The sequence below is a fragment of the Erwinia sp. Eh17-17 genome, from assembly GCF_039675725.1.
Taxonomy (GTDB): domain Bacteria; phylum Pseudomonadota; class Gammaproteobacteria; order Enterobacterales; family Enterobacteriaceae; genus Erwinia.
The window spans coordinates 720,889-744,346 of record NZ_JBDFQT010000002.1 but is presented as its reverse complement, the minus strand read 5'-3'; the positions used below and the strand labels follow the sequence as shown (position 1 = coordinate 744,346).

The window sequence follows — 23,458 nt, the reverse complement described above, 5'->3', positions numbered from 1 at the left end:
ATAATCAGTCGGGTGTCACAAAAAAATAATCTTTTTTCGTCGTTAGGGTTGTTCAACAAGGAGGGTCAGAGTGCCATTATTTAAACGAAGTCTCGCCAGCGTGCTGACGGTTGCGTTATTGAGCGCGCCGCTGGTGGCTCAGGCGTGGGTGAAAGATCGTACCTATAAATTCACCGTGCTGCATACCAACGATCACCACGGTCGCTTCTGGAATAACGAGCAGGGCGAGTATGGCCTGGCCGCGCAGAAAACCATGATGGATCAGATCCGTTATGAGGTGCAGGCGCACGGCGGGGCCACGCTGATCCTCTCCGGTGGCGATATCAACACCGGCGTACCTGAATCAGACCTGCAGGACGCCGAGCCTGACTTTCGCGGCATGAACCTGATCGGCTATGATGCGATGGCGATCGGTAATCACGAATTCGACAATCCACTTTCGGTGCTGCGTCAGCAGCAAAAGTGGGCGAAATTCCCGCTGCTCTCGGCCAACATTTACCAGAAAAGTACCGGACAGCGCCTGTTTCAGCCCTATGCCCTGTTTAACCGTATGGGGCTGAAAATTGCCGTTATCGGTCTGACTACTGACGATACGGCGAAAATAGGCAACCCGGAAAATTTCACTGACATCGTGTTCCACAAACCCGCCACGGAGGCCAAAGCGGTCGTCGAGGCACTGCGCGCCAAAGAGAAACCGGATGTCATCATCGCGGCGACTCATATGGGCCATTACGATAATGGTCACCACGGTTCGAATGCACCGGGGGATGTGGAGATGGCGCGCGAGCTGCCCGCAGGCTACCTCGATATGATCGTCGGTGGTCACTCGCAGGATCCGGTCTGCATGGCGAAAGAGAACGTCAAACAGGCTGATTACGTGCCGGGAACACCCTGTACGCCGGACCGTCAGAACGGCACCTGGATCGTCCAGGCCCACGAATGGGGCAAATACATCGGTCGCGCAGACTTTACCTTCCTGAACGGCAAGCTGACGCTGGAACATTACGAACTGGTGCCGATTAACCTCAAGCATAAGGTGAAAAATGCCGACGGTACGACGACCTGGGTGAACTATACCCCAGAGATCGCGAAAAACCCGGCGATGCAGAAGTTGCTGACGCCTTTCCAGAAAAAAGGCGAAGCGCAGCTGGGGGTGAAAATCGGCAGCGTTAACGGGCGGCTGGAAGGGGATCGCAGCAAAGTGCGCTTTGTGCAGACCTCAATGGCGCGGCTGATCCTGGAAGGACAGATCGATCGCACCGGCGCTGATTTTGCGGTCATGAGCGGCGGCGGCGTGCGCGACTCGATTGAGGCCGGGGCGATCACCTACAAAGATGTTCTGAAAGTGCAGCCGTTCGGCAATCAGCTGGTGTATGTGGACATGAAAGGCAGCGAGGTTGAAAAGTATCTCGCCGTGGTGGCCAATAAACAGGTGGATTCCGGTGCTTATGCGCAGTTCGCCCGCGTCAGCCTGACGGCAGACGGTAGCGGTGTCAGCAACATCAGCATCAACGGCAAACCGCTGGAGGCTGATAAGACCTACCGCATGGCGACCCTAAGCTTTAACGCGACGGGCGGCGATGGCTATCCGCTGGTGGATAAGCTGCCGGGCTACGTGAATACCGGCTTTGTCGATGCTGAAGTGCTGAAAAAGTACATTGAGAGCCATTCCCCGCTGGACGTGGCGAAATACCAGCCCGCCGGGGAAATCGTTTATCAGAAGGCAGAAGAAAAGACGGCAGAGAGCGAAAAACCGGCGCAGCCTAAAAAGTGGCGTCAGGCGAAGATAGACACCGCGATGCATTAACCGTCTGTCCGTCAGTGTCGGCCCTCACCTGGCCTGTGGGCGAACCGAAACAGAAGGTTCGCCCCTACGCAGGGTGACGGCGGGCCGCCACAAAACGTTCGCGCACTTTGTCGTACAGCCAGTTATACACTACGGTATACGGCAGGAAGAACAGGAAGAAGGCCACCTCAATCAGAAATGCCTGCCACAGGGAGACGCCCAGCATCCAGGCGGCCAGCGGCAGACCAATCAGAATAAATCCCCCTTCAAAACCCAGCGCGTGCAGGATGCGCAGCCCGATGCCGCGGGTCACCTTCTCGCGTGGATACAGGCGGTCAAATCCGGCGTTATAAATGATGTTCCACACCATCGCTACCGTCGACAGCATGATCGCCAGTGCGCCCATCTGAAACAGGGGTTTGTTCATTGCCCAGGCGGCAATCGGTGACACCAGCGCGATCGCCAGCACTTCAAAGCCGACAGCGTGAAAAAAACGTTCTTTTAGCGTGCGACCAGACATAGGTCCTCCTTAATTTACTATGGGCGCTATTTTCCACGTTTTATTTGCTAAGATAAAATGACTATCCATCGATAAAAGCGATACACGTTTGCGTTATTCACCGGAATCACTGGAAGCCTTTGTTCAGACGGTCGAGAGCGGCTCGTTCTCTGCGGCGGCGCGCGCCCTGCGCAAAAGTCAGTCCACCATCAGCACGGCAGTGGCGAACCTTGAAAACGATCTGGGATTTACGCTGTTCAGCCGTGAGTCGCGTAATCCGGCACTGACCGAAAATGGTCAACGGGCGCTGGCCCAGGTCAAAGAGATACTGGCGGCTTCCGCCAGGCTGGATGAGCTGGCAATCCGCCTTGCGGGCGAAGTGGAACCCTGCCTGCGGCTGGCGATCTCCGACTTCTGGCAGGCGGATTACCATGAGTCACTGTTGCAGCGCTTTTCCGCTCGCTATCCGGATATTGAATTTGAATGCATGATCGCCGAAGATGCCGACGTGATTGACCTGTTACAGAGCAATCGTGCCCACGTTGGCGTGGTGCGCGTGCAGGATCACTATCCGGCCGATATCAGCGTGCAGCGCCTGCAGGTGGAGGCGCAGATGGCCATCTTCCTGCACCAGGACCATCCGCTGGCCCAACAGGAGCAGGTAACGGACGCCGATCTGAAGCAGCTGCGCCAGCTGAGGCTGAATACGTGGATTGAGCGGACGCCGGTACCCGCGGGCAAGGTCTGGCTGGCACAGTCGTATCTGCTGCTGCTGGAGATGGCGGAGCAGGGGTTCGGCTGGAGTATTCTTCCGCGCTGGCTGACCGAGCAGTTTGGTCATCAGAAGCTGCGCGAGCTGCCGGTGGCGGGCTGGCCGCAAAAAATTCAGGTGGACGTGGTCTGGTCACGCCGGACCCCGCCAGGTCCGGCAGGCCGCTGGATCATCGATCAACTGATTGCCCAGCGCCCGACTTAATCCCGCCTGGCGATGTCGGCAAAGCTGGCGTTCAGCAGCTGCGCCAGATCCTGCGGAGCCAGCTCAATATCCAGCCCGCGCCTGCCGCCGGAAACATACACGGTGGCAAACTGCGGTGCCAGGTGGTCAATCACCGTCGGCAGCTGCCTTTTCTGCCCCAGCGGGCTGATGCCACCCAGCAGGTAACCGGTGCTGCGCTGAGCAAACTGCGGGTCTGCCATCTCAACTTTTTTAGCCCCCAGCGCTTTAGCGACCTTTTTCAGATCGAGCTGCCCGGCGACCGGTGTGACCGCTACCGCCAGGGTTTTATTGTCGCCATTCAGCGCCACCAGCAGGGTTTTATACACCCGATCGGCATCAAGATTTAACTTACGCACCGCTTCGTCCCCGAAGTGAGTTTCGCTGCTGTCATGTTCATAAGGATGGAGTGTGAAGGCAATTTTTTGCTTTTCGAGCAGTTTTACCGCGGGTGTCATAACACAAACCTTCTTTCAGTTAATGCAATAAGGAGTGAAGTTTTGGTGAAGAAAAGTACTGGCGAAAGTTCACTATTTGAGCGACAATCCTGTCCGCGTCAGCTTAATCGCTGAGACGATAACAAAAATCATAAATATGTCCTTATTGACGGGCCGATAGCGATATCGGCCTTTTTTTTATTTCTGGCTCAGTAATCCGGGCAGGTTTCCTTCACCGTACAGGTGCAGCGCACCCACGGCGACCAGATAATTCCCCGGCGGCAGATCGTGTAAGAAGCGGCACCACTGCTGATTGCGCTGATGCATCAGCAGGTCGTTCAGACTGTTGCTAAAAGTACTGGGCAGCGCCAGTTTCCCGACGCTGCCCGGCGGCGCTTCCAGCCACCAGCTGACCATGGTTTGCAGCAGGCGCGCGTTAGTCTGCCAGTGCGTCAGCGTGTCCTGCAACAGCGGCAGCCCGTTATCCGGCAGCGATTTCAGCAGCGCCAGCTGGGCTTCCGGCCCTTCCAGCTCAATCACCTTCTTCTGCTGTTCGCGGGCCGCCTGCAACAGCTGGTAGTCAATACCGCAGTCGGCGCGCAGCCCCAGGCGCTGTGCCTGCTGAGCCTGAAGCATCAGCGCCACCTGCCAGGCGGGCAGGGTATCAATGCGCTCCGGGTCGATGCTCAGCTCTTCACAGCGGCGTTGCAGCTCTTGCAGCTGTTCTGCAGAGAGCCGCTCTGCCAGCGAGGCACAGATCTCGCTTTCACTGAAGGGCGAGGCTCCGGCGGTAATATCGGCCTCAACAATCAGCGCATCGGCCTGCTGAAGTTTTTCATTCAGCACCGCCGGCAGCGGCAACATATTGCGTGTCCCCATATGAATGCTGCCTACCAGATGCAGGTGGCGCTGACCCAGCCGGATATCCAGCGCCGGATAGCGGTAACTGACCGACCGCAGCCTGCGCCATAATGTCTGAAGCCCGTGTCCAAAATTGCCCATCGTTTTTTGCCTCATCCTCATATTCACACCATGCTAGCGTGATAAGTCGCTGACGGACAGAGCGAAACGAAGCACCGCTCAAGGGAATCAGGACTGCGGAGGACGATAGCGGATCAGGCGATTGGCATTGCTGACGACGGTAATTGAAGAGAGCGCCATCGCAGCCCCGGCCACCACCGGACTCAGCAGGGTTCCTGTTAACGGATAGAGTACTCCGGCCGCGATGGGGATCCCGCAGGCGTTATAGATAAATGCGCCCAGTAAATTTTGTTTCATATTGCGAAGCGTGGCCTGGGATATCGCTAATGCATCAGCGACGGCATTCAGATCCTGACGCATCAGCGTGATCGCCGCCGTTTCAATGGCGACGTCGCTGCCGCCGCCCATGGCGATACCCACTTCGGCCTGGGCTAACGCCGGAGCATCGTTAATTCCGTCGCCAATCATTGCCACCTGCTGCCCCTGCTGTTGCAGGGAACGGATCGCCTCGGCTTTGCCTTCCGGCAAAACACCGGCAATCACGCGGTCAATTCCCGCCTCGCGGGCAATGGCGTTCGCTGTGATTTCATTATCACCGGTCAGCATCACCAGCTGATATCCGCGTTTGTGCAGCCGCTGCAGCGCGCTGAAACTCTCTTTGCGCAGCGGGTCGCGAAGGGCAAACAGCGCGACGATTTTTCCTCCAGCCGCCAGCAGTACCGGGGTGGATCCCCCCGAAGCCTGCTGTTCTATCTGCTGAGTGGCGGCATCGGTGGCAATCTGCTGCTGCGCCATCAGCGGCGGGTTACCCAGCAGCAGCGGCGTGCCGTCGAGCAGGCCGCTGACGCCCAGCCCCGGTATCGTCCTGAATTGCTCAATGTCTGGCAGCGACGGCTGGGCCGCGTAGTCGATAATGGCTCGTGCCAGCGGATGGCCCGAACCCTGTTCAAGGGCCGCCGCCTGGCGCAGCACGGTGGGCAGATCTGCCCCGTTGAACAGCTGGACGTCAACCACGCGCGGTGCGCCCTCCGTCAGGGTGCCGGTTTTATCAAAGACTAAGGTCGTCAGTGTGCTGGCGCACTGCAGGGCATCAGCATCACGCACCAGAACCCCGAACTCGGCGGCACGTCCGACGCCTGCGATAATCGACATCGGGGTGGCGAGACCCAGCGCACAGGGGCAGGCAATAATCAGCACGGTGGTGGCGATCACCAGGGTATAAACCATCTGAGGGGCCGGGCCGACCAGATACCAGACGGCAGCGCTGATGAGCGCGATAGCGACCACCAGCGGAACAAACACCGCTGAGATCTTATCCGCCAGCTGCCCGATCTCCGGCTTGCTGCTTTGTGCCTGGCGCACCAGCTGAATTATGCGCGACAGCGTCGTATTTTTACCGATGGCGGTAGCGCTGAACAGCACGCTGCCGTCCTGCAGGACCGTCCCGGCGTGCAGGACATCACCCGTTGATTTCTGCTGCGGGATGGCTTCTCCGGTCAGCATCGCCTCGTCCAGCCAGGCCTCACCGCGCAGAATAGTGCCGTCTACCGGCACGCGATCGCCGGTGTTAACGCGCAGCATCATCCCGACCTGCACCTCACTCAGCGGCAGGATCTGCTCTTCACCTTCCGTCACCACGCGGGCCGAAGGTGGGGTCAGATCCAGCAGTTTTTCCAGCGCTTTTGACGAGCGCTGACGGGCGCGTTGCTCCAGCATATGCCCGAGGTTAATCAGGCCGATAATCATCGCGCTGGCTTCATAATAGAGATGGCGGGCGGCCATCGGGAACAGATCCGGCCACAGATTCACCGCGATCGAATAGAGCCAGGCGGCGGCGGTGCCCAGCGCCACCAGCGTATCCATGGTCGCGCTGCGGTTCAGCAGGCTGCGCCACGCGCTGCGGTAAAAATGCCCTCCGGCCACCACCATGACCACCAGCGTCAGCACGCCCACCCCCAGCCAGCCGCTGCGGTTGTTGTCGGTCAGCATCATATTGTCACCGATCATCCCCCAGCCCATCAGCGGAATGCCCAGCGCCAGGGCGACGATGGCCTGCCAGCGGAAGCGTCTGACCGCGGCCTGCGCCGTCTGCTGTTGTTTTTCCCGACGTTCGACGTCATCTTCGATAATTTCAGCACCATATCCGGCGCGGCTCACCGCATCGATCAGGGCCTGAGGCGGGACGGAACCCAGCACCAGCGCGCTGCGTTCCGCAAGGTTGACCCGCGCCTGGCTGACGCCTTCGACGTTTTGCAGCGCACTCTGTACGCGGCTGACGCAGCTGGCGCAGCTCATACCGTCGATCAACAGCTGGAAGCTGTCGGTGACGGGAGAATGTGCCGGAAGCTCGGACGGTGACGCTGTCAGCGCTTCCGGCTGAGATTCTGATTCTGTCAGCGTGTCAGACTTTGGGTGGGCGTCACCTGCTGACAGGCTGGCGTGATAGCCTGCCTGTTCGACGGCGGCGATCAGCGCATCGGCGCTGGCCTCACCGGTAATGCGGGCTTCGGTGATACTGACTTCCGCCTGTTGCACATCGTCACGCTGTTCCAGGGTCTCTTTAACCCGTTTAACACAGTGGCCGCAGGACAGTCCGTCCAGTGCCAGAATGGTAACTTGCGACATATCATCACTCCTGTTGATCCGGTTTGACCCGGCGATGTTTTTACATTAGTTATGGAGGTTAAACCTTCCATCTGGGGGAAGGTCAAGGAGCAAGTATGAATATCAGCGACGTGGCAAAAAAAACCGGATTAACCAGCAAAGCGATCCGTTTTTACGAAGAGAAGGGGCTGGTGACGCCGCCGCTGCGCACGGACAACGGCTATCGCAGCTACAGTGCGAAACAGCTGGAGGAGCTGACGCTGCTGCGCCAGGCCCGTCAGGTGGGATTCAGTCTGGATGAGTGCCGGGAGATGGTCAGCCTGTTTAACGATCCTGAGCGCCACAGCGCCGATGTGAAGGCGCGTACGCTCAGTAAAGTGCGCGACATCGAAGCGCATATCAGTGAGTTGCAGCAGATGCGGCAAAAGTTGCTCGACCTTGCTGCCAGCTGCCCCGGCGATGACAGCGCCGAATGCCCGATCATTAATCATCTGGCTGGCTGCTGCCACAGCGGTAAATCAGATTAAAGCGTACGGCGAATAATCCGCAGCGTAATGCCTTCTACCGCGACCACGGTGATCTGCGTCCCGGCGGGAAGATCTTCATCGGCCTGTACGCGCCAGTTGCCGTCACCGATTCGCACGTGCCCCAGCCCGTTGACCAGCCCGGTATCCAGCGTCAGCTGGCGGCCAACCATCTGCTGACCGCGCTGATTTAACGTGGAAGGCGGGCGTTTGCGATCCCGATGCTTCAGCCAGCGATACCACCACAGGGCGGCGAGGATCGTCAGTACCGCAAAACTCAGGCCCTGCCATTCCCACGGCATCGGTACCAGCCACACCAGCAGGCCGACCAGTACGGCTGCCATGCCGCTCCACAGCAGATAACCGCTGGTGCCCAGCATCTCCGCCGCCAGCAGCAGGCCGCCGAGCGTCAGCCATAACCACCACGGATTCGCCAGCAGCTCATCAACGATCAACGCTTACGCTCCAGTTTGCTCTCGCCCAGCAGTTCGCTGATACCGGCAATCGAGCCCATCAGGCTGCTGGCATCCAGCGGCATCATCACCACTTTGCTGTTGCCTGAAGACCCGATATTTTGCAGCGCATCAGTATATTTCTGCGCGACGAAATAGTTGATAGCCTGAATGTCCCCTGCGGCAATCGCTTCGGACACCATCTTAGTGGCCTGCGCTTCAGCTTCAGCTCCGCGCTCGCGGGCTTCTGCCGCCAGGAACGCGGACTGACGCTCACCTTCGGCTTTCAGAATTTGTGACTGTTTTTCCCCTTCGGCCCGCAGAATAGCGGCCTGGCGCACGCCTTCCGCTTCCAGAATGTCAGCACGCTTGGTTCGCTCCGCTTTCATCTGCGCATTCATCGAGGCGATCAGCTCTGCCGGTGGGCGCACGTCGCGGATCTCGATGCGGGTAATTTTAATGCCCCACGGGTTGGTGGCTTCATCGACAATGTGCAGCAGGCGTGTATTGATGTTGTCGCGCTGCGACAGCATTTCATCCAGCTCCATCGACCCTAATACCGTACGCATGTTGGTCATGGTCAGATTAATGATGGCCAGCTCAAGGTTGCTGACTTCATAAGCGGCACGCGCCGGGTCAACCACCTGAATAAAGCACACGGCATCGATGGTGACGCTGGCATTATCCTTCGAAATAATCTCCTGCGAAGGGATATCCAGCACCTGCTCCATCATATTAATTTTGCGACCCACGCGATCCATAAAGGGGATCACCAGGTTCAGGCCCGGCTGGAGCGTATTGGTGTAGCGCCCGAAGCGTTCAACCGTCCACTGATACCCCTGCGGGACGATTTTGATCCCTGACCAGACGAGGATCAGAGCCAGAATGATAATGACGGGAATCACAGTCAGCATAAAAAAATAACCTCCAGATTGTTATTATTAATCAAAATAGTAGGGGCATTCCTTTCCCGAATACCCTTATTTCAGTGCACTGAAACCGCTGGCATTGTAGCACCAGTGGCAGCTATCGCCCGGCATTGCCCCCAATTATCGGGATTCAGCGGCGACTTTTTATCGGTGCGGCTTTGAGTAATGAAAAGAGAAATCGGCGATATAACTGCCGTCAGCCCTGGCAATCGCTTTCGAGAGTTCCTGATAGTAAGGTTCCAGCCCGATACTTTCAATCTCTGCAATTTTTTCCCGGACAGGGGCGCAGAACAGCGCAGGGTTGCCCGCTGCCAGTCGTTTATTATTCACCGGTAATTCGTGGGTCACCGCCTTCATCGCGGTACGAATGGCCTGACGATAGCTGCCCGGAACCTTGCTGACATCCTCTGAGGCTGTCAGGACGTTGAGCGTAGGGAATTCATTCGCCATGACGGCAGACTTGAGCCGGGCAAAAAATTGCTCAAAGAGCTGGAAAGACTCCAGGTCGGTCACTTTCGGCTTGGTGGATTTGCCGCTGGTATTTCCCACCGGGCGGGGCGCTTCAGAAGGCGGTAACTTTATCCTGCGCAGCTGAAGGTCAAAAAGATAATCCGCATGCTTGCGGCGTTCCTGCAAGTCAGGAAACTTTTCATTGAAGGCTTTGATGAAATCCGGGGCGGGCAGGTCGGCCAGTTCATGATTATCCAGCCAGTCAGAGCGGGCAAACACGCCCGGCTTAACGAACCACGACGGAACCGGTTCAGAGAAGCGTACAGACTTTCCGTTGCGGTCAAATTCGACAAACTCTGCGCCTTTCTCGAAAGCGAAGCAGCAGTTTTTGAAACTGATGATGGTGTCATTGATGATAAGGGCGTCTTTGACAAACTTTGCCACCTCAGCGCTCATAACAAAGGCTGTTTTTTTATCACCATCACGTAACACATAGTTAAGATCGGCCACAGACTTCACGCCAGGTTCAAGATCGAACTCAAAGAAAACATGTGACATATTACAAACTTCCTGTTTTTCCAGAATGAGTCATAGTATCACACCCTGGCTCGTTAACGACATCAGGCAGGAGGACGTGCCGGTAATGAGACGCATACCGGGGCGCAGGGAAGAGAGACTTTTCTTAGAACAACAGGCAGACTTTCATCGATTAATTTTTGACTTTCAGTTCGATACCTGACTCGTCCCGCTTCATCATCAGCTGGGCATTTTCTCTGGAAACGATGCTAATGACCACTGACTTCATATCATCCATGCTCAGCGCCATCAGACGGGCGTTCAGCAGCAGTATGGTCCTTAACATCTCTTCGTTAAACTCTGATGCGATGTAGTCCATCATTCGCTGATTTTCTTGCGCGTTGACGCTTTCTGCCACGTTCTGTGAAAAGCAGGTCATTGTGTCACCCTCTGCGTTAAAGTTTCTAAGGCAGCCTGACAGGTCTGCACGATGGCCATCTGCTGTTCAAGCCGCTGTGCATAGTGAGCCTGTTGTGCTGATGCCGCGCGTTCAAGTTTTAACGTCAGTGATAAAGCCTCACTCGCAGCCTGTGAAAGTTCCAGGCAGGTGGACAGATAGTGCTTACGGTAGCGTTCACTCTCTGACAGTGCCCTGAGAAGGATTGAGCGTGATTCAGTGACAAGAAAAAGGTATTCCGGTGTCATTTCAGGCACTCCTGATAATCATTTGAACAGGGCCAGCTGGCCTGGCCCATTAACGTTGCTTCTGGCGTCTTAATGGAAGTGTGAATGGCCGCCGAAGCCCTCTGAGCGCGAGTTATCATGACCGTAACCGTGACCACCGAAGGCGGAGCTGTGGGCATTGTCACTACCACGATTGTCAGATCCACCGCGTGAGGCATGACTGCCTCTATTCCCGCCGTTCCCTCTGGCGGTTGAGAAAGGGACATTCGAGACCACAACAGGCATGTTGGTGATAACAGAAGGGACAGACTGAACGGGGGTTTTCACGCCCACGGTGACCGCAGGCGTTAATGGTGACACATGAACGGATGGCGTCATAGTGGCCATCGGCTGGCTCAACATACCTGACATTTTCATTGCCTGCTGCTCACGCGCGTTTTCCTGAGCATTGAAGTTGGCGGTAGCGGCCTCGCTGGCCACGCTGGCGTGATCTACCATCATCTCTTGCTGCATCTGCTGAGCTGCTTTATCGGCTGTCGCATTGCGGTTGTAGGCGGCGGCCGCTTTTGCGTCGGCTTGCTGCTGCTGAACCTGATTACGGTAATTCGTGCCATTGACCTCATGCTCAGCAGCGCGGCGCGCGGCGGAGATCTCGCCCCCCCGGACCGCCAGTGCATGGTTCCAGCTACCATCTGCATTAAAACGACCGGTACCATCCGTGCTTTTCACGTCGTTGAAGTGTGCTATGTTCTCTGCTTCCTGTTTCTGGAGGTTGTGCAGGTTAGAAACCGCGTGATCAAAGACATGAGACGAGTCAACCGCCATCGCATTAAAAGAGGCAACAACAGCCAGAACAGTAAGAGCAATCATTGTGCGTTTCATAATTTTTTCCAGTCGATATCAATGTTTAAGATTTTTGATAACAGGGTTGTGATACTGACCACGCAGACTGCTCTGACTTGAAATAGAGTGACTTCTGATGAGCGATGCTGTTGAGTGGTGTTATTTATATGACTATTTGATGTGATGAATTCTAGTCTTATTAATGTCTTTGAAAAATGATCTGGATCAGTTTTTCATCGAATTGATGTGAGTTAAAAGTCTTATTGTATAAGTTGTATTAAAATTAATTAGTCTTAGATTAGTCTTTTGATTGGGTAAGGCAGAAGGGGACGTAGCGCAGAGAGAGTGTGCAGGAAGGAACAGAGGCCGGTGGCTTAACCACCGGCGATGCTGTTTTAGTAGAGCAGAGAGTAAAGCTGACGACGGTATTTCGCTGCCAGCGCGTCGCCGGTTCCGAGTGCCGCGAGAATGTCCTGCAGGATTTTTCGTGCCTGACCGTTGGCCGCGCCAAGGTCCTTTTTCAGGTGCGAGAACAGCAGCTCCAGCGCTTCTTCATTGCGTCCGACCTGATGAAACTGCAGGGCCAGCTGCGTGGCCAGCTCGACATTGTCCGGTTCCGCTTCGATCTGCTGTTGCAACTGCTGGATTTCCGGCGTGTCGGCCGCCTGCTTCAGCAGCTCAATCTGCGCGACCAGCCCCTGATAGCGCGTGTCCTGATCCTGCAAGGGCACCACTTTCAGCACGGCTTCGGCTTCTTCGCTGCGGTTGAGGCCGATCAGCACTTCAGCCAGCAGGAAACCGATGTCGCTGCGCTGCTTGCCGAGTGACCACGCATCCTTCAGCAGTGGCAGGGCGTCGATCAGCTTACCTTCGTCCATCAGCTGCATGGCCTGCTGTGCCTTCAGCTCTTCTTCCTTCGGCAACACTTTCTCCAGCAGGGCGCGCACGGCTTCTTCCGGCTGCGGGCCCTGGAAACCGTCCACTGGCTGGCCGTTCTGGAACAGGTACACCGTCGGAATCGAACGCAAACCAAACTGCTGCGCCACAGCCGGTTCGGCGTCACAGTCCAGTCTTGCCAGCACGAACTGACCGGCATACTCCTGCGCCAGACGATCCAGCAGCGGGGTTAACTGCTGGCAGTGCTGGCTGCGTTCGGACCAGAAATAAAACAGCACCGGGATCTGCATTGACTGTTCCAGCGTCTGTTGCAGGTTGGTTTCATTAATCTCGACAATTGCAGCTTGTGGTGACATGAATTCGTCTCTTCTCACGTAAGTTTATTACTCTATTGGGGCAAGACCCCGAGCTTCAAGGGCCGGTGCCTAATTCTGGCGTAAAATTCGATCCATTACCCAGCCTGGCAGCAAACGTCGCAACAGGGTGATGGCATGTGTGACCAGCGTCACCGGATAGCGCAGACGCGGATGGCGGCTCTCCAGCGCATGACGCAGTTTTGGCAGTATCGCCTCTGGCGGCAGGGTGAAGCGTGCGGCAATTCCCGGATTTTCTACCGGCTTGTCCTGCTGCGCCTGGCGAACGTTATCGGTAAACCGGGTATGGATTGGGCCGGGTTCAATCAGGCTGACGCGCACGCCGCTGTCGTGCAGCTCCATGCGCAGCGCATCAGACCAGGCTTCCAGCGCGTACTTACTGGCGGCATACGCACCGCGCCCCGGCGTTGAAATCAGCCCCATGACCGAGCTGGTATTGATAATGCGCCCGACGCTGGCGATCAGCGCAGGCAGCAGCAGTACGGTAAGCTGGTGGGTGCCAAAAAGATTAGTGGCAAACTGCTGCTCCAGCTGCTGGCGCGACACCGACTGCAGCGAGCCGTAAACGCCAAAGCCACCGTTGTTAAACAGACCGTACAGGCGGCCATCACACAGGGAGAGGATCTCCCCGGCGGCTCGCTCCACGCTGGTGGCGTCATCCAGGTCCAGCAAAACGCCGCTGAAACCCAGTTCATTCATTCTTGCCACATCCTGTGGCTTACGGCAGGCGGCGATCACATGGTAGCCACGGCGCAGCAGATCGTTGGCTGCCACCAGGCCAATACCGCTGGAACTGCCGGTAATGACGATGCTTTTTTGCATAACTTTACCTGTTGCGGCGCTCAGAGCCGTGTCACTCATGCTTAACTAGGGGAGCCAGACTTTTGGCCATCAGGTCGGCAATAAACGGCTGGGCCGCAGGATTAGGATGAATACCATCGTCCTGCATCCATTCCGGTTTCAGGTAAACCTGTTCCATAAAGAAGGGCAGCAGCGGGATGGCGTGCTCTTTCGCCAGCTCAGGGTAGATGGCGGCAAAGGATTCGCTGTAGCGCTTGCCGTAGTTGGGCGGTATGCGCACCTGCATCAGAATCGGCTGCGCTTTAGCGGCCAGCACCTGTTTAATCGCCTGATCCAGATCCTGTTTCACCTGCTGAGGGGGGAAGCCGCGCAACGCGTCATTGCCCCCCAGCTCAATCAACACCCAGTGCGGCTGATGTTGTTTCAGCAGCGCTGGAAGACGTGCCAGCCCCTGCGTCGCGGTATCCCCGCTTATGCTACCGTTAATAATGGTGGGGGATTTTTGCCATTTATCATTGAGTAACGCAGGCCATGCGGCACTGGCAGACATGCGGTAACCGGCGCTCAGACTGTCGCCCAGCACCAGCAGCGTGTCCGCCGCCGTCGCGCGCAGCGTCATGAAAGCCATTAATAACAGGAAAGGCAAATGCCAGCGGAAAACATTCTTGAAGTTCATCGTCTTAGTAAGTCCGTCGGTCAGGGTGAGCATCAGCTTTCCATCCTTACCGGAGTTGAGCTGGTTGTCAAACCGGCTGAGACCTTAGCCCTGATCGGCGAGTCGGGATCGGGCAAGTCCACGCTGCTTGGCATTCTGGCCGGGCTGGACGACGGCAGCGAGGGCGAGGTAATGATGCTCGGCCAGCCGCTGCACCAGATGAACGAGGAGCAGCGGGCAGAGCTGCGCGCGAAGAACGTTGGCTTTGTTTTCCAGTCTTTTATGCTGGTCCCCACCCTGAACGCGCAGGAAAACGTGCAGCTCCCGGCGCTGCTGCGGGGGGAAAGCGAACGGCAGAGCCGTGAACAGGCCGCAGCCCTGCTGGCGCAGTTAGGGCTGGCAGAGCGCCTCAGCCACCTGCCAGCCCAGCTTTCTGGCGGTGAACAGCAGCGCGTGGCGCTGGCCCGCGCCTTTAACGGCCGTCCGTCGCTGCTGTTTGCCGATGAGCCGACCGGCAATCTCGACCGCAAAACAGGCGATCGTATTGCCGATCTGCTGTTTTCCATGAACCGCGATTATGCCACCACGCTGATCCTCGTCACCCACGATGAACAGCTGGCTGCGCGCTGCGATCGCCGCCTGCGGCTGCGCGACGGCAAGCTGTGGGAGGAAGCATGATCTGGCGCTGGTTCTGGCGCGAGTGGAAATCGCCCTCGCTGCTGATTGTCTGGCTGGCGCTGACGCTGGCGGTGGCCTGCGTGCTGGCGCTGGGTTCACTCAGCGACCGCATGGAGAAAGGATTAAGCCAGCAAAGCCGTGACTTTATGGCGGGCGACCGGACCCTGCGCAGCGGCAAAGAAGTCCCTGCTGAATGGCTGGAGCAGGCGCGCGCTGACGGATTGCAGGTCGGGCGTCAGCTCACCTTTATGACCATGACCTTTGCGGGAGATACGCCGCAGCTGGCATCGGTGAAGGCGGTGGATGACCTCTACCCGATGTTCGGGCAGCTGAGCACCGCGCCTGCCGGGTTAAAACCGGCAGCCGGGACGGTGCTTGCGGCTCCGCGTCTGCTGGCGCTGCTCGATCGTAAAGCCGGGGATAGCATTGACGTGGGGGACACCACGCTGCGCATCGGCGGGGAGGTGATTCAGGAGCCTGACGCGGGCTTTAATCCCTTCCAGACCGCGCCGCGCCTGCTGATGAACCTGGCGGATGTGGAAAAAACCGGGGCCATTCAGCCCGGTAGCCGCATCACCTGGCGCTATAAGTTCTCCGGTACGCCGGCGCAGCTGGCGCGCTATGACAGCTATATCGCATCGCGTCTGACGGCCGATCAGCGCTGGATAAGCGTGGAGAACAGCGAGGATGCACTGGGTAAATCAATGCAGCGTGCTCAGCAGTTCCTGCTGCTGTCGGCGCTGTTAACGCTGATGCTGGCGATTGCCGCCGTGACGGTCGCGATGAACCACTACTGCCGTAGCCGCTACGATCTGGTCGCCGTGCTGAAAACGCTGGGAGCCAACCGCGCGGCCCTGCGCAAACTGATTATCGGTCAGTGGCTGGCGGTGCTGCTGCTGGCGGCGATAGTCGGCAGTGCGATCGGCCTGGGTTTCGAAGCACTGCTGTTGCGCATGCTGCGCCCGGTGCTGCCAGGTGAACTGCCGCCAGCCAGCGCCTGGCCGTGGCTGTGGGCAGTAGGGTCACTGTTTGTGATTTCACTGCTGGTAGGGCTGCGTCCTTATCGTCTGCTGCTGGCTACCCAGCCGCTGCGCGTGCTGCGCCGGGACGCGGTGGCCAATATCTGGCCGCTGAAGATTTATCTGCCGGTGATGGCGCTGGTGGTGATCGGCCTGCTGGCGCTGCTGGTCGGTGGCAGCAAGCTGTTGTGGGCGCTGGTAGCGGGTATTGTGCTGCTCTCCCTGCTTTTAGGCGCTATTGGCTGGGGCGGTCTGCTGCTGCTGCGCCGCCTGACGCTGCGTAACCTGGCATTTCGCCTGGCGGTGAACCGTCTGCTGCGCCAGCCCTGGACCACCCTCAGCCAGCTGGCGGCGTTCTCGCTGTCATTTATGCTGCTGGCCCTGCTGCTGGTGATGCGAGGCGATCTGCTGGATCGCTGGCAGCAACAGCTGCCGCCGGGCAGTCCGAACTATTTCCTGCTGAATATCACCGAACAGCAGGTGCCGCAGGTGCAGGCGTTTCTGCAACAGCATCAGGTGAAGCCGGAAACCTTCTACCCGGTAGCCCGCGTGCGCCTGACCGGTATCAATCAGCAGCCTGCCGATCCGGCGCAGGATGAGTCCCTGAACCGTGAACTGAACCTAACCTGGCTGAAAGATCTGCCCGATCACAATCCGATGACCGCAGGGAGCTGGCCGCCGAATCAGGGTGAGGTCTCCATCGAGCAGGAGCTGGCGAAGCGACTTGGCGTCAAACTGGGGGATACGCTGACCTTTACCGGCGATACTCAGGAGTTCAGCGCGAAAATCAGCAGCATGCGCAAAGTGGACTGGGAGAGTCTGAAGCCGAACTTCTTCTTTATCTTCCCGCCGGGCGCGCTGGACGGACAGCCGCAGACCTGGCTGACCAGCTTCAGAATGGATAACGACAACGCCACGCTGGCTCAGTTAAACCGCCAGTTCCCGACGCTCAGCCTGCTGGATATCGGCACTATTCTGCGTCAGATAGGGCAGGTGCTGGCGCAGGTGAGCCAGGCGCTGGAGATTATGGTGATTCTGGTGACGGCCTGTGGTGTGCTGCTGCTGCTGGCGCAGATCCAGGTCGGGATGCGCCAGCGGCGTCAGGAGCTGGTGGTCTACCGCACCCTGGGAGCCAGTAAAAAACTGCTGCGCGGGACGCTGTGGTGCGAGTTTGCGCTACTTGGCGTGGTGTCCGGTGTGGCTGCGGCTATTGGTGCCGAAGCGGCGCTGTGGGGGTTGCAACGCAAGGTATTCGACTTCCCGTGGCAGCCTGATTTTGTACTGTGGCTGGTGCTGCCGTTAACCGGTGCGCTGCTGCTGTCGCTGTGTGGTGGCTGGCTGGGTGTGCGGCTGCTGAAAGGCAAGGCGTTGTTCAGAGGGTATTACGCGGGTTAACGGTATCCGGTCAGGGTCGACCGGAACAGAAGGTCGACCCCTACGCGGTCCGGATGCAGGGGCAGACCTTTTTTCGGTCAACCTGCCGATGTGGGGGCTGACCATCTTTTTCGGTCAACCTGCCGATGTAGGGGCTGACCTTTTTCGGCCAATCTGCCGATGTAGGGGCTGACCTTCTTTTTCGGTCAGCCCGCAATCAATCAGGAAGGACTGGGCGTATAAGCTGCATTTCAACGCCCAGGCGGATGGCATGTTTTGCATTGTTTACGCCTAATTTTTTCACCGCATTCGTAATATGATATTTCACCGTTGTCAGTTTCACCCCGGTAATCGTGGCTATCTCTTTATAAGACTTACCTACGCTAATCCAGTAAATGATTTCATTCTCGCGATGAGTGAATATATTTTTGCTGGTCATTTTTTCAAACTCATTATTCATCTGCATTTTTTGATACAGGTAGATTGTTTTTTCATGAGTGATCATCAGCAGCATATGCAGTTTGCTTTTTTTTACGTTAATGATGCTTCCAATATCCTCTTCACCGTCATTGTCTGAAAACAGTGAGAGCATCACTAAGTTTTTATATTGGTCGTGTAGTACAAAGGTATATCCATTGATAATTTTATGGTTGCGGGCTGAATCGAAAAAGCTCAGTGACTTATCCCCCTCGTTTAACAGGAAAGTTTCATCCCATGAAAAGGGAGTGAGGCGTTGTAAGGCCGTGATGACAACCGGGTCGATAAACTGAAAGTTGTTTTTTTTGTAAAATTTAAACCATTCCTGACGGTTAGAAATGATCGCCAAATTAGCCGGGTTGCTTTTACTCATAATGGCATAAACATATTTTATTTTATTAAACACCCCCAACTCTTTTTCCAGGTGGTGCTTCATTTCTGAGTTAATTTCGCGTTATTAAAAAAGTTATCACGCATCTCATGCTCTCCATGTGAAAATATTCATCCCTGATGTCACAGTTAGTGACATTAACATAGTTGCCCTTATCAGGCTAATCAGGAAGTAGGGGATGGAGTGATAATTGGTTTTGATAGAAAAAGGGAAACCGTGTAAATGGTTTCCCTGGTGTCGGCAAAGTATGTAGCTAAGGCATTAGGGACTGATATGAATTATTTTTGTCGCAGCGATCATAGACCAATAAAACCGGCCATTGTAACTGTACTAAAGTACAGTCCGGCGCGTTTTTTCATTTGCCTTGAGAATATTGGGGCGAGTCTTTTTTTCAAATGTAGGGGCTGACCTTCTGTTCCGGTCAGCCCGCAAGATTAAGCCAGCTTCTCAACCGCCCAGGCAATCCCGCTGGCGTACTCTGCCGGCAGCATTGGCACCAGCGCGTTAAGCGCATGGCTCAGCGCCTGAGGACTGACGTCGGACAGGTTGAGGTGGCCGACTTTACGTCCGGCGCGCACCTCTTTTTCATACCAGTGCAGGTGCACCAGCGGCTGGCTCAGCCAGTCGGGGTTCACGTCAGTGCCAATCAGATTAACCATTACCGACGGTGTGCTGACCACCGGCGTAGGCAGCGGCAGGTCCAGAATGGCGCGCAGATGCAGTTCAAACTGGCCGATCGACGCGCCGTTCTGCGTCCAGTGGCCGCTGTTGTGCACGCGCGGAGCCAGCTCGTTGATCAGCAGACCTTCCGGCACCACAAAGCACTCCATCGCCATCACGCCGACGTAGTTCAGCTCATTCATAATGGCGGACAGCATACGCTCGGCCTGCTGCTGATGCGCGGCGTTGACCTGCGGCAGCACCACGCTGGTCCGCAGGATCCCGTCCTGATGCAGGTTGTGCGTCAGCGGGTAAAACACCGTTTTGCCGTCGTGAGCGCGTGCGCCAACCAGTGACATCTCGCCGGAGAAGTTAATCCCCTGCTCAACGATGCATTCACCGTAGCAGTCGGCTGGCAGTGCTTCAGTTTCATCAGCACGCAGGCGCCACTGGCCGCGACCGTCATAGCCGCCGGTGCGGCGTTTGACAATGGCCAGCGGGCCAAGAGTGGTGAATACCTGCGCCCATTCGTCAGCGCCGGAAAGCAGCTGCCACGGAGCGGTAGCAAGGCCCAGCCTGTCCAGCAGCTGTTTCTGCGTCAGGCGGTCGGCCAGTAGCGGGAAGATATCGCGGTTCACAAACGCATTGTGGCTGGCCAGCTCGCGGGTTAACGCGGTTTCGGGCCAGCGCTCAATTTCGGCGGTAATCACACTCTGAGCGATCGGCAGGTCGCCCGGCTCGGCATCCAGGCCGACCGGATACACGGCAATGCCCAGTGGTTCACCAGCCTGGCGCAGCATGCGCCCCAGCTGGCCATTCCCTAATACGCAAACCGGCTTCATGCTTCCTCCCGCGGGTCCGGGTTGTTCAGCACTTCATCGGTCTGGCTCTGACGCCAGTGATTCAGGCGGCCAGCCAGCTCTGCGTCATGCAGCGCGAGGATCTGAGCGGCCAGCAGGGCGGCATTGGCCGCACCGGCTTTGCCAATCGCCAGAGTCCCGACCGGGATGCCGCGCGGCATCTGCACAATGGAGTACAGGCTGTCGACACCGCTCAGCGCTGCGCTCTGTACCGGCACGCCCAGCACCGGCACCAGCGTTTTTGCCGCCAGCATGCCAGGCAGGTGCGCTGCGCCGCCTGCTCCCGCGATAATCACCTGATAGCCGTTGTCCGCTGCCTGTTCGGCAAAGCTGAACAGTTTGTCCGGCGTGCGGTGTGCAGACACCACTTCGCAGTGAAAGGGAACGTCCAGGCTGGTAAGGATTTCCGCCGTAAACTGCATGGTTGCCCAGTCACTTTTGGAACCCATAACAATAGCAATGCGGGCCGGTGCGGCGTTGGATGACATGCGGGTCTGACTCCTGTGATTGTAAAACGTCACCAGGGTCGCGCTGAGGGGCAACCCGGTGGGAAGGGCAGAGAGAATATCACGACTACGCGGCGAGGAAAACGGTTGCGTGGCGCAAAACCCCGCCGGATCCCATCAGGTTTTTGCTTCAGAACGGGAAGGAAATCAGGCTTATCTCGTCAGCGCTGACTCTGATCATCGACCCTTCTTCGTGCCATGCCCCCAGCACCAGACGTTCAGCGGGTTGACCGTTAACGAGCAGCGGATGAACGGCAGGGCGGTGAGTATGACCGTGGATCAGCCAATGTACCTGCTGCCGTGACATCACGTCCACGACGGCCTGCGGGTTGACGTCCATAATTTCCTGGGATTTGCTGCTGTTGGCCTGGCGGCTTCCTGCGCGCATTTTCAGCGCGATACGCTGGCGGACAAACAGAGGCAGGGCGAGGAACAGCGTTTGCAGCCAGCGCTGCTGCACCTTCGCGCGAAAGCGCAGATAGCCTTCATCATCGGTACACAGGGTGTCGCCGTGCATAATCAGCACGCGCCTGCCGTACAGGTCCAGCACCTGCTCTTCCGGCAGCAGGGTCATGCCGCTGGCTCTGGCAAAGCGCTTACCGACCAGAAAGTCGCGGTTACCGTGAATAAAGTAGCAGGGGATAGCCAGCTGGCGCAGGGCTGCGGCGACCTCCGCGTGTAGCGGATTCGGGTCGTCGTCGCCAATCCAGGCTTCAAACAGGTCACCGAGAATATACAGCGCGTCAGCGTGCTGGGCTTCACGGCGTAAAAAATGCAGAAAACCGGCTGTGATAGCCGGTTCTTCAGTACACAGATGGAGATCTGCGATAAACAGCGTGTGCGACATTATTCGCTGACGGTGACTTTCTGGATAATCACGTCGTCTTTTGGTACATCCTGGTGCATGCCGCTGCGGCCGGTAGCCACGGCTTTAATTTTCTCAACCACGTCCATGCCTTCAACCACTTCGGCAAACACGCAGTAACCGAAGCCCTGCAGGCTTTCGTCACGGAAGTTGAGGAAGTCGTTATCAGCGACGTTAATGAAGAACTGCGCGGTAGCAGAGTGTGGCGCCTGAGTACGGGCCATCGCCAGCGTACCTTTGGTGTTCTTCAGGCCGTTACCGGCTTCGTTACGAATCTCTTCTTTGGTGTCTTTCTGCTTCATGCCCGGCTCAAAACCTCCGCCCTGGATCATAAAACCGTTGATCACACGGTGGAAGATGGTGTTGTCGTAAAAACCTTCGCGGCAGTATTCAAGGAAGTTTTTAACGGTAGCCGGCGCTTTATCATCGAAAGTCTTGATGACGATATCGCCATGATTAGTCTGGAAAGTGACCATATTCTCATCCTGTCAGGGTTGGAGTATTTAACATTGAGCGCCGGGAACTGAGACGGAAGTCTGTCCCGTGCGACAGACGGCTCTTATATCACAAAATGTGATAGCTCGTCAGCCTCCCCTGGATAAACCAAGCGCAGATAACCTTGCTTTGCGTAGCGCTGAAGGTAAGAATACGTCAGAATGATCGATTGAATTTTTCTTGTAATCCCGCACACGCTTAAAACGGAATGTCTCAATGCTAAAGATTTTTAATACCCTGAGTCGTCAAAAAGAGGAATTTAAACCTATTCATGCCGGTAAAATCGGTATGTACGTGTGTGGCATTACCGTTTACGACCTCTGTCATATCGGACACGGCAGAACCTTCGCGGCCTTCGATGTCGTGGCGCGCTATCTGCGCTACAGCGGCTATGAGCTGAATTACGTGCGTAACATCACCGATATTGATGACAAAATCATCAAACGCGCGAATGAAAATGGTGAAACCATTGAGCAGCTGACCAATCGTATGATTGCCGAGATGCACAAAGATTTCGCTGCGCTGAATATCCTGCCGCCAGACCTGGAACCGCGTGCAACGCACCATATTCCGGAGATCATCGAGCTGGTCAGCAAGCTGATTGCGCGTGAGCACGCCTATGTGGCCAGCAACGGCGACGTGATGTTCTCTGTCGACAGCGATCCTGAGTATGGTTCTCTGTCGCGTCAGGATCTGGACCAGCTTCAGGCCGGTGCCCGCGTGGAAGTAGCGGCAGACGTGAAGCGCAACCCGATGGACTTCGTGCTGTGGAAGATGTCGAAAGCCGACGAACCCGGCTGGACGTCGCCGTGGGGAATGGGGCGTCCGGGCTGGCACATTGAGTGCTCGGCGATGAACTGCAAACAGCTGGGTGAGCATTTTGACATCCACGGCGGCGGTTCCGATCTGATGTTCCCGCACCACGAGAACGAGATTGCCCAGTCCACCTGCGCTCATGACGGCCCGTATGTGAACGTCTGGATGCACTCCGGCATGGTGATGATTGACCGTGAGAAGATGTCCAAGTCACTGAACAACTTCTTTACCGTGCGCGATGTGCTGGAGCACTACGATGCCGAGACCGTGCGTTACTTCCTGATGTCCGGCCACTACCGCAGCCAGCTCAACTACGGCGAAGACAACCTGAACCAGGCGCGTTCAGCGCTGGAGCGTTTGTACATCGCCATTCGCAACACCGACGCCAGCGCTGAAGCGGTCGGGGGCGAAGAGTTCGAGGCCCGTTTCCGTGCGGCGATGGACGACGATTTCAACACCCCGGAAGCCTATTCCGCGCTGTTTGACCTGGCGCGTGAAGTCAACCGCCTGAAAGACACCGATAAAACCGCTGCAAACGGTCTGGCTGCGCGCCTGCGCACCCTGGCTGGCGTGCTGGGCCTGCTGGAGCAGGATCCGGAGCAGTTCCTGCAAAGCGGCGCGAACAGCAACGACGAAGAAGTGGCGCAGATTGAAGCGCTGATTCAGATGCGTATTGATGCGCGTAAAGCGAAGGACTGGGCGCAGGCTGATGTGGCGCGCGACAAACTCAACGAGATGGGAATTGTGCTGGAAGATGGCGCAGGCGGCACCAGCTGGCGCCGTAAGTAACCCCAGGGGGCGCGGCATGACGCGCCTCTGTTTTACCCTCGTTACCCGTTCCCCATCGTTAGCGCTCTGTTGCCGGAAACACGCTGACGCCACGATCAAAAA

23 protein-coding genes are annotated in these 23,458 nt (G+C 57.0%); 6 read left to right on the top strand and 17 right to left on the bottom strand.

Annotated elements, in window-relative coordinates; translation table 11 throughout:
• Positions 1 to 70: 70 nt before the first annotated feature.
• The gene (gene ushA, locus ABEH87_RS08915; RefSeq protein WP_346575802.1) at positions 71 to 1,807 is read left to right on the top strand and encodes a bifunctional UDP-sugar hydrolase/5'-nucleotidase UshA; all 1,737 of its coding nucleotides are present in this window, start codon (positions 71 to 73) and stop codon (positions 1,805 to 1,807) included.
• Positions 1,808 to 1,871: 64 nt separating this feature from the next.
• Here ushA and ABEH87_RS08910 read toward each other — a convergent pair whose 3' ends face one another.
• Positions 1,872 to 2,306, bottom strand: coding sequence for a multidrug/biocide efflux PACE transporter (locus tag ABEH87_RS08910; RefSeq protein ID WP_346575800.1), 435 nt, complete (start codon positions 2,304 to 2,306; stop codon positions 1,872 to 1,874).
• A gap of 88 nt (positions 2,307 to 2,394) precedes the next feature.
• Between ABEH87_RS08910 and ABEH87_RS08905 the strand changes: the two genes are divergently transcribed.
• Entirely contained in the window at positions 2,395 to 3,261 is an 867-nt protein-coding gene (locus tag ABEH87_RS08905; protein WP_346575798.1) for a LysR family transcriptional regulator, read from the top strand.
• On the opposite strand, the gene ybaK is transcribed toward ABEH87_RS08905, so the two are convergent.
• From ybaK to copA, 3 genes are all read right to left on the bottom strand, one after another.
• A complete protein-coding gene (ybaK, locus tag ABEH87_RS08900; protein WP_346575796.1) occupies positions 3,258 to 3,737 on the bottom strand; it encodes a Cys-tRNA(Pro)/Cys-tRNA(Cys) deacylase YbaK in 480 nt (159 codons plus the stop codon). The two genes, ABEH87_RS08905 and ybaK, sit on opposite strands and share 4 nt — an antisense overlap.
• Before the next feature lie 177 nt (positions 3,738 to 3,914).
• A complete protein-coding gene (locus ABEH87_RS08895) occupies positions 3,915 to 4,718 on the bottom strand; it encodes a TraB/GumN family protein (protein ID WP_346575794.1) in 804 nt (267 codons plus the stop codon).
• Positions 4,719 to 4,805: 87 nt separating this feature from the next.
• Positions 4,806 to 7,322, bottom strand: coding sequence for a copper-exporting P-type ATPase CopA (copA, locus tag ABEH87_RS08890; protein ID WP_346575792.1), 2,517 nt, complete (start codon positions 7,320 to 7,322; stop codon positions 4,806 to 4,808).
• Positions 7,323 to 7,417: 95 nt separating this feature from the next.
• Here copA and cueR point away from each other — a divergent pair, with 95 nt between their 5' ends.
• Complete coding sequence (gene cueR, locus ABEH87_RS08885; RefSeq protein WP_346575790.1) at positions 7,418 to 7,828, top strand: Cu(I)-responsive transcriptional regulator; 411 nt, start codon at positions 7,418 to 7,420, stop codon at positions 7,826 to 7,828.
• On the opposite strand, the gene ABEH87_RS08880 is transcribed toward cueR, so the two are convergent.
• From ABEH87_RS08880 to tesA, 8 genes are all read right to left on the bottom strand, one after another.
• Entirely contained in the window at positions 7,825 to 8,277 is a 453-nt protein-coding gene (locus tag ABEH87_RS08880; protein ID WP_346576197.1) for an NfeD family protein, read from the bottom strand. The genes cueR and ABEH87_RS08880 overlap by 4 nt on opposite strands.
• A complete protein-coding gene (locus ABEH87_RS08875; RefSeq protein ID WP_346575788.1) occupies positions 8,277 to 9,191 on the bottom strand; it encodes an SPFH domain-containing protein in 915 nt (304 codons plus the stop codon). Before ABEH87_RS08875 ends, ABEH87_RS08880 begins: the two co-directional genes overlap by 1 nt.
• 159 nt (positions 9,192 to 9,350) lie before the next feature.
• The gene (locus ABEH87_RS08870; RefSeq protein ID WP_346575786.1) at positions 9,351 to 10,214 is read right to left on the bottom strand and encodes a hypothetical protein; all 864 of its coding nucleotides are present in this window, start codon (positions 10,212 to 10,214) and stop codon (positions 9,351 to 9,353) included.
• A 151-nt stretch (positions 10,215 to 10,365) separates the two neighbouring features.
• Entirely contained in the window at positions 10,366 to 10,611 is a 246-nt protein-coding gene (locus ABEH87_RS08865; protein WP_346575784.1) for a hypothetical protein, read from the bottom strand.
• Positions 10,612 to 10,946: 335 nt separating this feature from the next.
• A complete protein-coding gene (locus ABEH87_RS08860) occupies positions 10,947 to 11,738 on the bottom strand; it encodes a hypothetical protein (protein ID WP_346575782.1) in 792 nt (263 codons plus the stop codon).
• A gap of 356 nt (positions 11,739 to 12,094) precedes the next feature.
• Positions 12,095 to 12,952 carry a co-chaperone YbbN gene (locus ABEH87_RS08855; protein WP_346575780.1) on the bottom strand — a complete coding sequence of 286 codons (858 nt, stop codon included), beginning with the start codon at positions 12,950 to 12,952 and terminating at the stop codon, positions 12,095 to 12,097.
• A gap of 69 nt (positions 12,953 to 13,021) precedes the next feature.
• The gene (locus tag ABEH87_RS08850) at positions 13,022 to 13,792 is read right to left on the bottom strand and encodes an SDR family oxidoreductase (protein WP_346575778.1); all 771 of its coding nucleotides are present in this window, start codon (positions 13,790 to 13,792) and stop codon (positions 13,022 to 13,024) included.
• A gap of 31 nt (positions 13,793 to 13,823) precedes the next feature.
• The gene (gene tesA, locus ABEH87_RS08845; RefSeq protein WP_346575776.1) at positions 13,824 to 14,447 is read right to left on the bottom strand and encodes a multifunctional acyl-CoA thioesterase I/protease I/lysophospholipase L1; all 624 of its coding nucleotides are present in this window, start codon (positions 14,445 to 14,447) and stop codon (positions 13,824 to 13,826) included.
• Between tesA and ybbA the strand changes: the two genes are divergently transcribed.
• Complete coding sequence (ybbA, locus tag ABEH87_RS08840) at positions 14,418 to 15,104, top strand: putative ABC transporter ATP-binding protein YbbA (protein ID WP_346575774.1); 687 nt, start codon at positions 14,418 to 14,420, stop codon at positions 15,102 to 15,104. The genes tesA and ybbA overlap by 30 nt on opposite strands.
• Positions 15,101 to 17,518: a putative ABC transporter permease subunit YbbP gene (ybbP, locus tag ABEH87_RS08835; RefSeq protein WP_346575772.1), complete on the top strand. Its 2,418-nt coding sequence runs from the start codon at positions 15,101 to 15,103 to the stop codon at positions 17,516 to 17,518. The genes ybbA and ybbP overlap by 4 nt, the downstream gene beginning before the upstream one ends.
• Positions 17,519 to 17,714: 196 nt before the next feature.
• Here the strand turns inward: ybbP and ABEH87_RS08830 are convergent, their stop codons facing one another.
• From ABEH87_RS08830 to ppiB, 5 genes are all read right to left on the bottom strand, one after another.
• Positions 17,715 to 18,410 (bottom strand): LuxR family transcriptional regulator, encoded by a 696-nt coding sequence (locus tag ABEH87_RS08830; protein WP_346575770.1) that lies wholly within the window; start codon positions 18,408 to 18,410, stop codon positions 17,715 to 17,717.
• A 389-nt stretch (positions 18,411 to 18,799) separates the two neighbouring features.
• The gene (purK, locus tag ABEH87_RS08825; RefSeq protein WP_346575768.1) at positions 18,800 to 19,867 is read right to left on the bottom strand and encodes a 5-(carboxyamino)imidazole ribonucleotide synthase; all 1,068 of its coding nucleotides are present in this window, start codon (positions 19,865 to 19,867) and stop codon (positions 18,800 to 18,802) included.
• Positions 19,864 to 20,373: a 5-(carboxyamino)imidazole ribonucleotide mutase gene (gene purE / locus ABEH87_RS08820; protein ID WP_346575766.1), complete on the bottom strand. Its 510-nt coding sequence runs from the start codon at positions 20,371 to 20,373 to the stop codon at positions 19,864 to 19,866. The genes purK and purE overlap by 4 nt, the downstream gene beginning before the upstream one ends.
• Before the next feature lie 148 nt (positions 20,374 to 20,521).
• Positions 20,522 to 21,238: a UDP-2,3-diacylglucosamine diphosphatase gene (lpxH, locus tag ABEH87_RS08815; RefSeq protein WP_346575764.1), complete on the bottom strand. Its 717-nt coding sequence runs from the start codon at positions 21,236 to 21,238 to the stop codon at positions 20,522 to 20,524.
• The gene (gene ppiB / locus ABEH87_RS08810; RefSeq protein WP_062745124.1) at positions 21,238 to 21,732 is read right to left on the bottom strand and encodes a peptidylprolyl isomerase B; all 495 of its coding nucleotides are present in this window, start codon (positions 21,730 to 21,732) and stop codon (positions 21,238 to 21,240) included. The genes lpxH and ppiB overlap by 1 nt, the downstream gene beginning before the upstream one ends.
• A gap of 235 nt (positions 21,733 to 21,967) precedes the next feature.
• Here ppiB and cysS point away from each other — a divergent pair, with 235 nt between their 5' ends.
• Positions 21,968 to 23,356 (top strand): cysteine--tRNA ligase, encoded by a 1,389-nt coding sequence (gene cysS, locus ABEH87_RS08805; RefSeq protein WP_346575762.1) that lies wholly within the window; start codon positions 21,968 to 21,970, stop codon positions 23,354 to 23,356.
• The last annotated feature ends 102 nt before the right edge of the window (positions 23,357 to 23,458 follow it).

Coding starts and splice junctions, on each gene's coding strand:
- ybaK (WP_346575796.1), bottom strand. CDS start 3,737: ATGACACCCGCGGTAAAACTGCTCGAAAAGCAAAAAATTGCCTTCACA.
- ABEH87_RS08855 (WP_346575780.1), bottom strand. CDS start 12,952: ATGTCACCACAAGCTGCAATTGTCGAGATTAATGAAACCAACCTGCAA.
- cueR (WP_346575790.1), top strand. CDS start 7,418: ATGAATATCAGCGACGTGGCAAAAAAAACCGGATTAACCAGCAAAGCG.
- tesA (WP_346575776.1), bottom strand. CDS start 14,447: ATGAACTTCAAGAATGTTTTCCGCTGGCATTTGCCTTTCCTGTTATTA.
- ppiB (WP_062745124.1), bottom strand. CDS start 21,732: ATGGTCACTTTCCAGACTAATCATGGCGATATCGTCATCAAGACTTTC.
- ybbP (WP_346575772.1), top strand. CDS start 15,101: ATGATCTGGCGCTGGTTCTGGCGCGAGTGGAAATCGCCCTCGCTGCTG.
- copA (WP_346575792.1), bottom strand. CDS start 7,322: ATGTCGCAAGTTACCATTCTGGCACTGGACGGACTGTCCTGCGGCCAC.
- ABEH87_RS08870 (WP_346575786.1), bottom strand. CDS start 10,214: ATGTCACATGTTTTCTTTGAGTTCGATCTTGAACCTGGCGTGAAGTCT.
- ABEH87_RS08850 (WP_346575778.1), bottom strand. CDS start 13,792: ATGCAAAAAAGCATCGTCATTACCGGCAGTTCCAGCGGTATTGGCCTG.
- cysS (WP_346575762.1), top strand. CDS start 21,968: ATGCTAAAGATTTTTAATACCCTGAGTCGTCAAAAAGAGGAATTTAAA.
- purE (WP_346575766.1), bottom strand. CDS start 20,373: ATGTCATCCAACGCCGCACCGGCCCGCATTGCTATTGTTATGGGTTCC.
- ABEH87_RS08895 (WP_346575794.1), bottom strand. CDS start 4,718: ATGGGCAATTTTGGACACGGGCTTCAGACATTATGGCGCAGGCTGCGG.
- ybbA (WP_346575774.1), top strand. CDS start 14,418: ATGCCAGCGGAAAACATTCTTGAAGTTCATCGTCTTAGTAAGTCCGTC.
- ABEH87_RS08875 (WP_346575788.1), bottom strand. CDS start 9,191: ATGCTGACTGTGATTCCCGTCATTATCATTCTGGCTCTGATCCTCGTC.
- lpxH (WP_346575764.1), bottom strand. CDS start 21,238: ATGTCGCACACGCTGTTTATCGCAGATCTCCATCTGTGTACTGAAGAA.
- ABEH87_RS08860 (WP_346575782.1), bottom strand. CDS start 11,738: ATGAAACGCACAATGATTGCTCTTACTGTTCTGGCTGTTGTTGCCTCT.
- ABEH87_RS08830 (WP_346575770.1), bottom strand. CDS start 18,410: ATGAAGCACCACCTGGAAAAAGAGTTGGGGGTGTTTAATAAAATAAAA.
- ABEH87_RS08910 (WP_346575800.1), bottom strand. CDS start 2,306: ATGTCTGGTCGCACGCTAAAAGAACGTTTTTTTCACGCTGTCGGCTTT.
- purK (WP_346575768.1), bottom strand. CDS start 19,867: ATGAAGCCGGTTTGCGTATTAGGGAATGGCCAGCTGGGGCGCATGCTG.
- ABEH87_RS08865 (WP_346575784.1), bottom strand. CDS start 10,611: ATGACCTGCTTTTCACAGAACGTGGCAGAAAGCGTCAACGCGCAAGAA.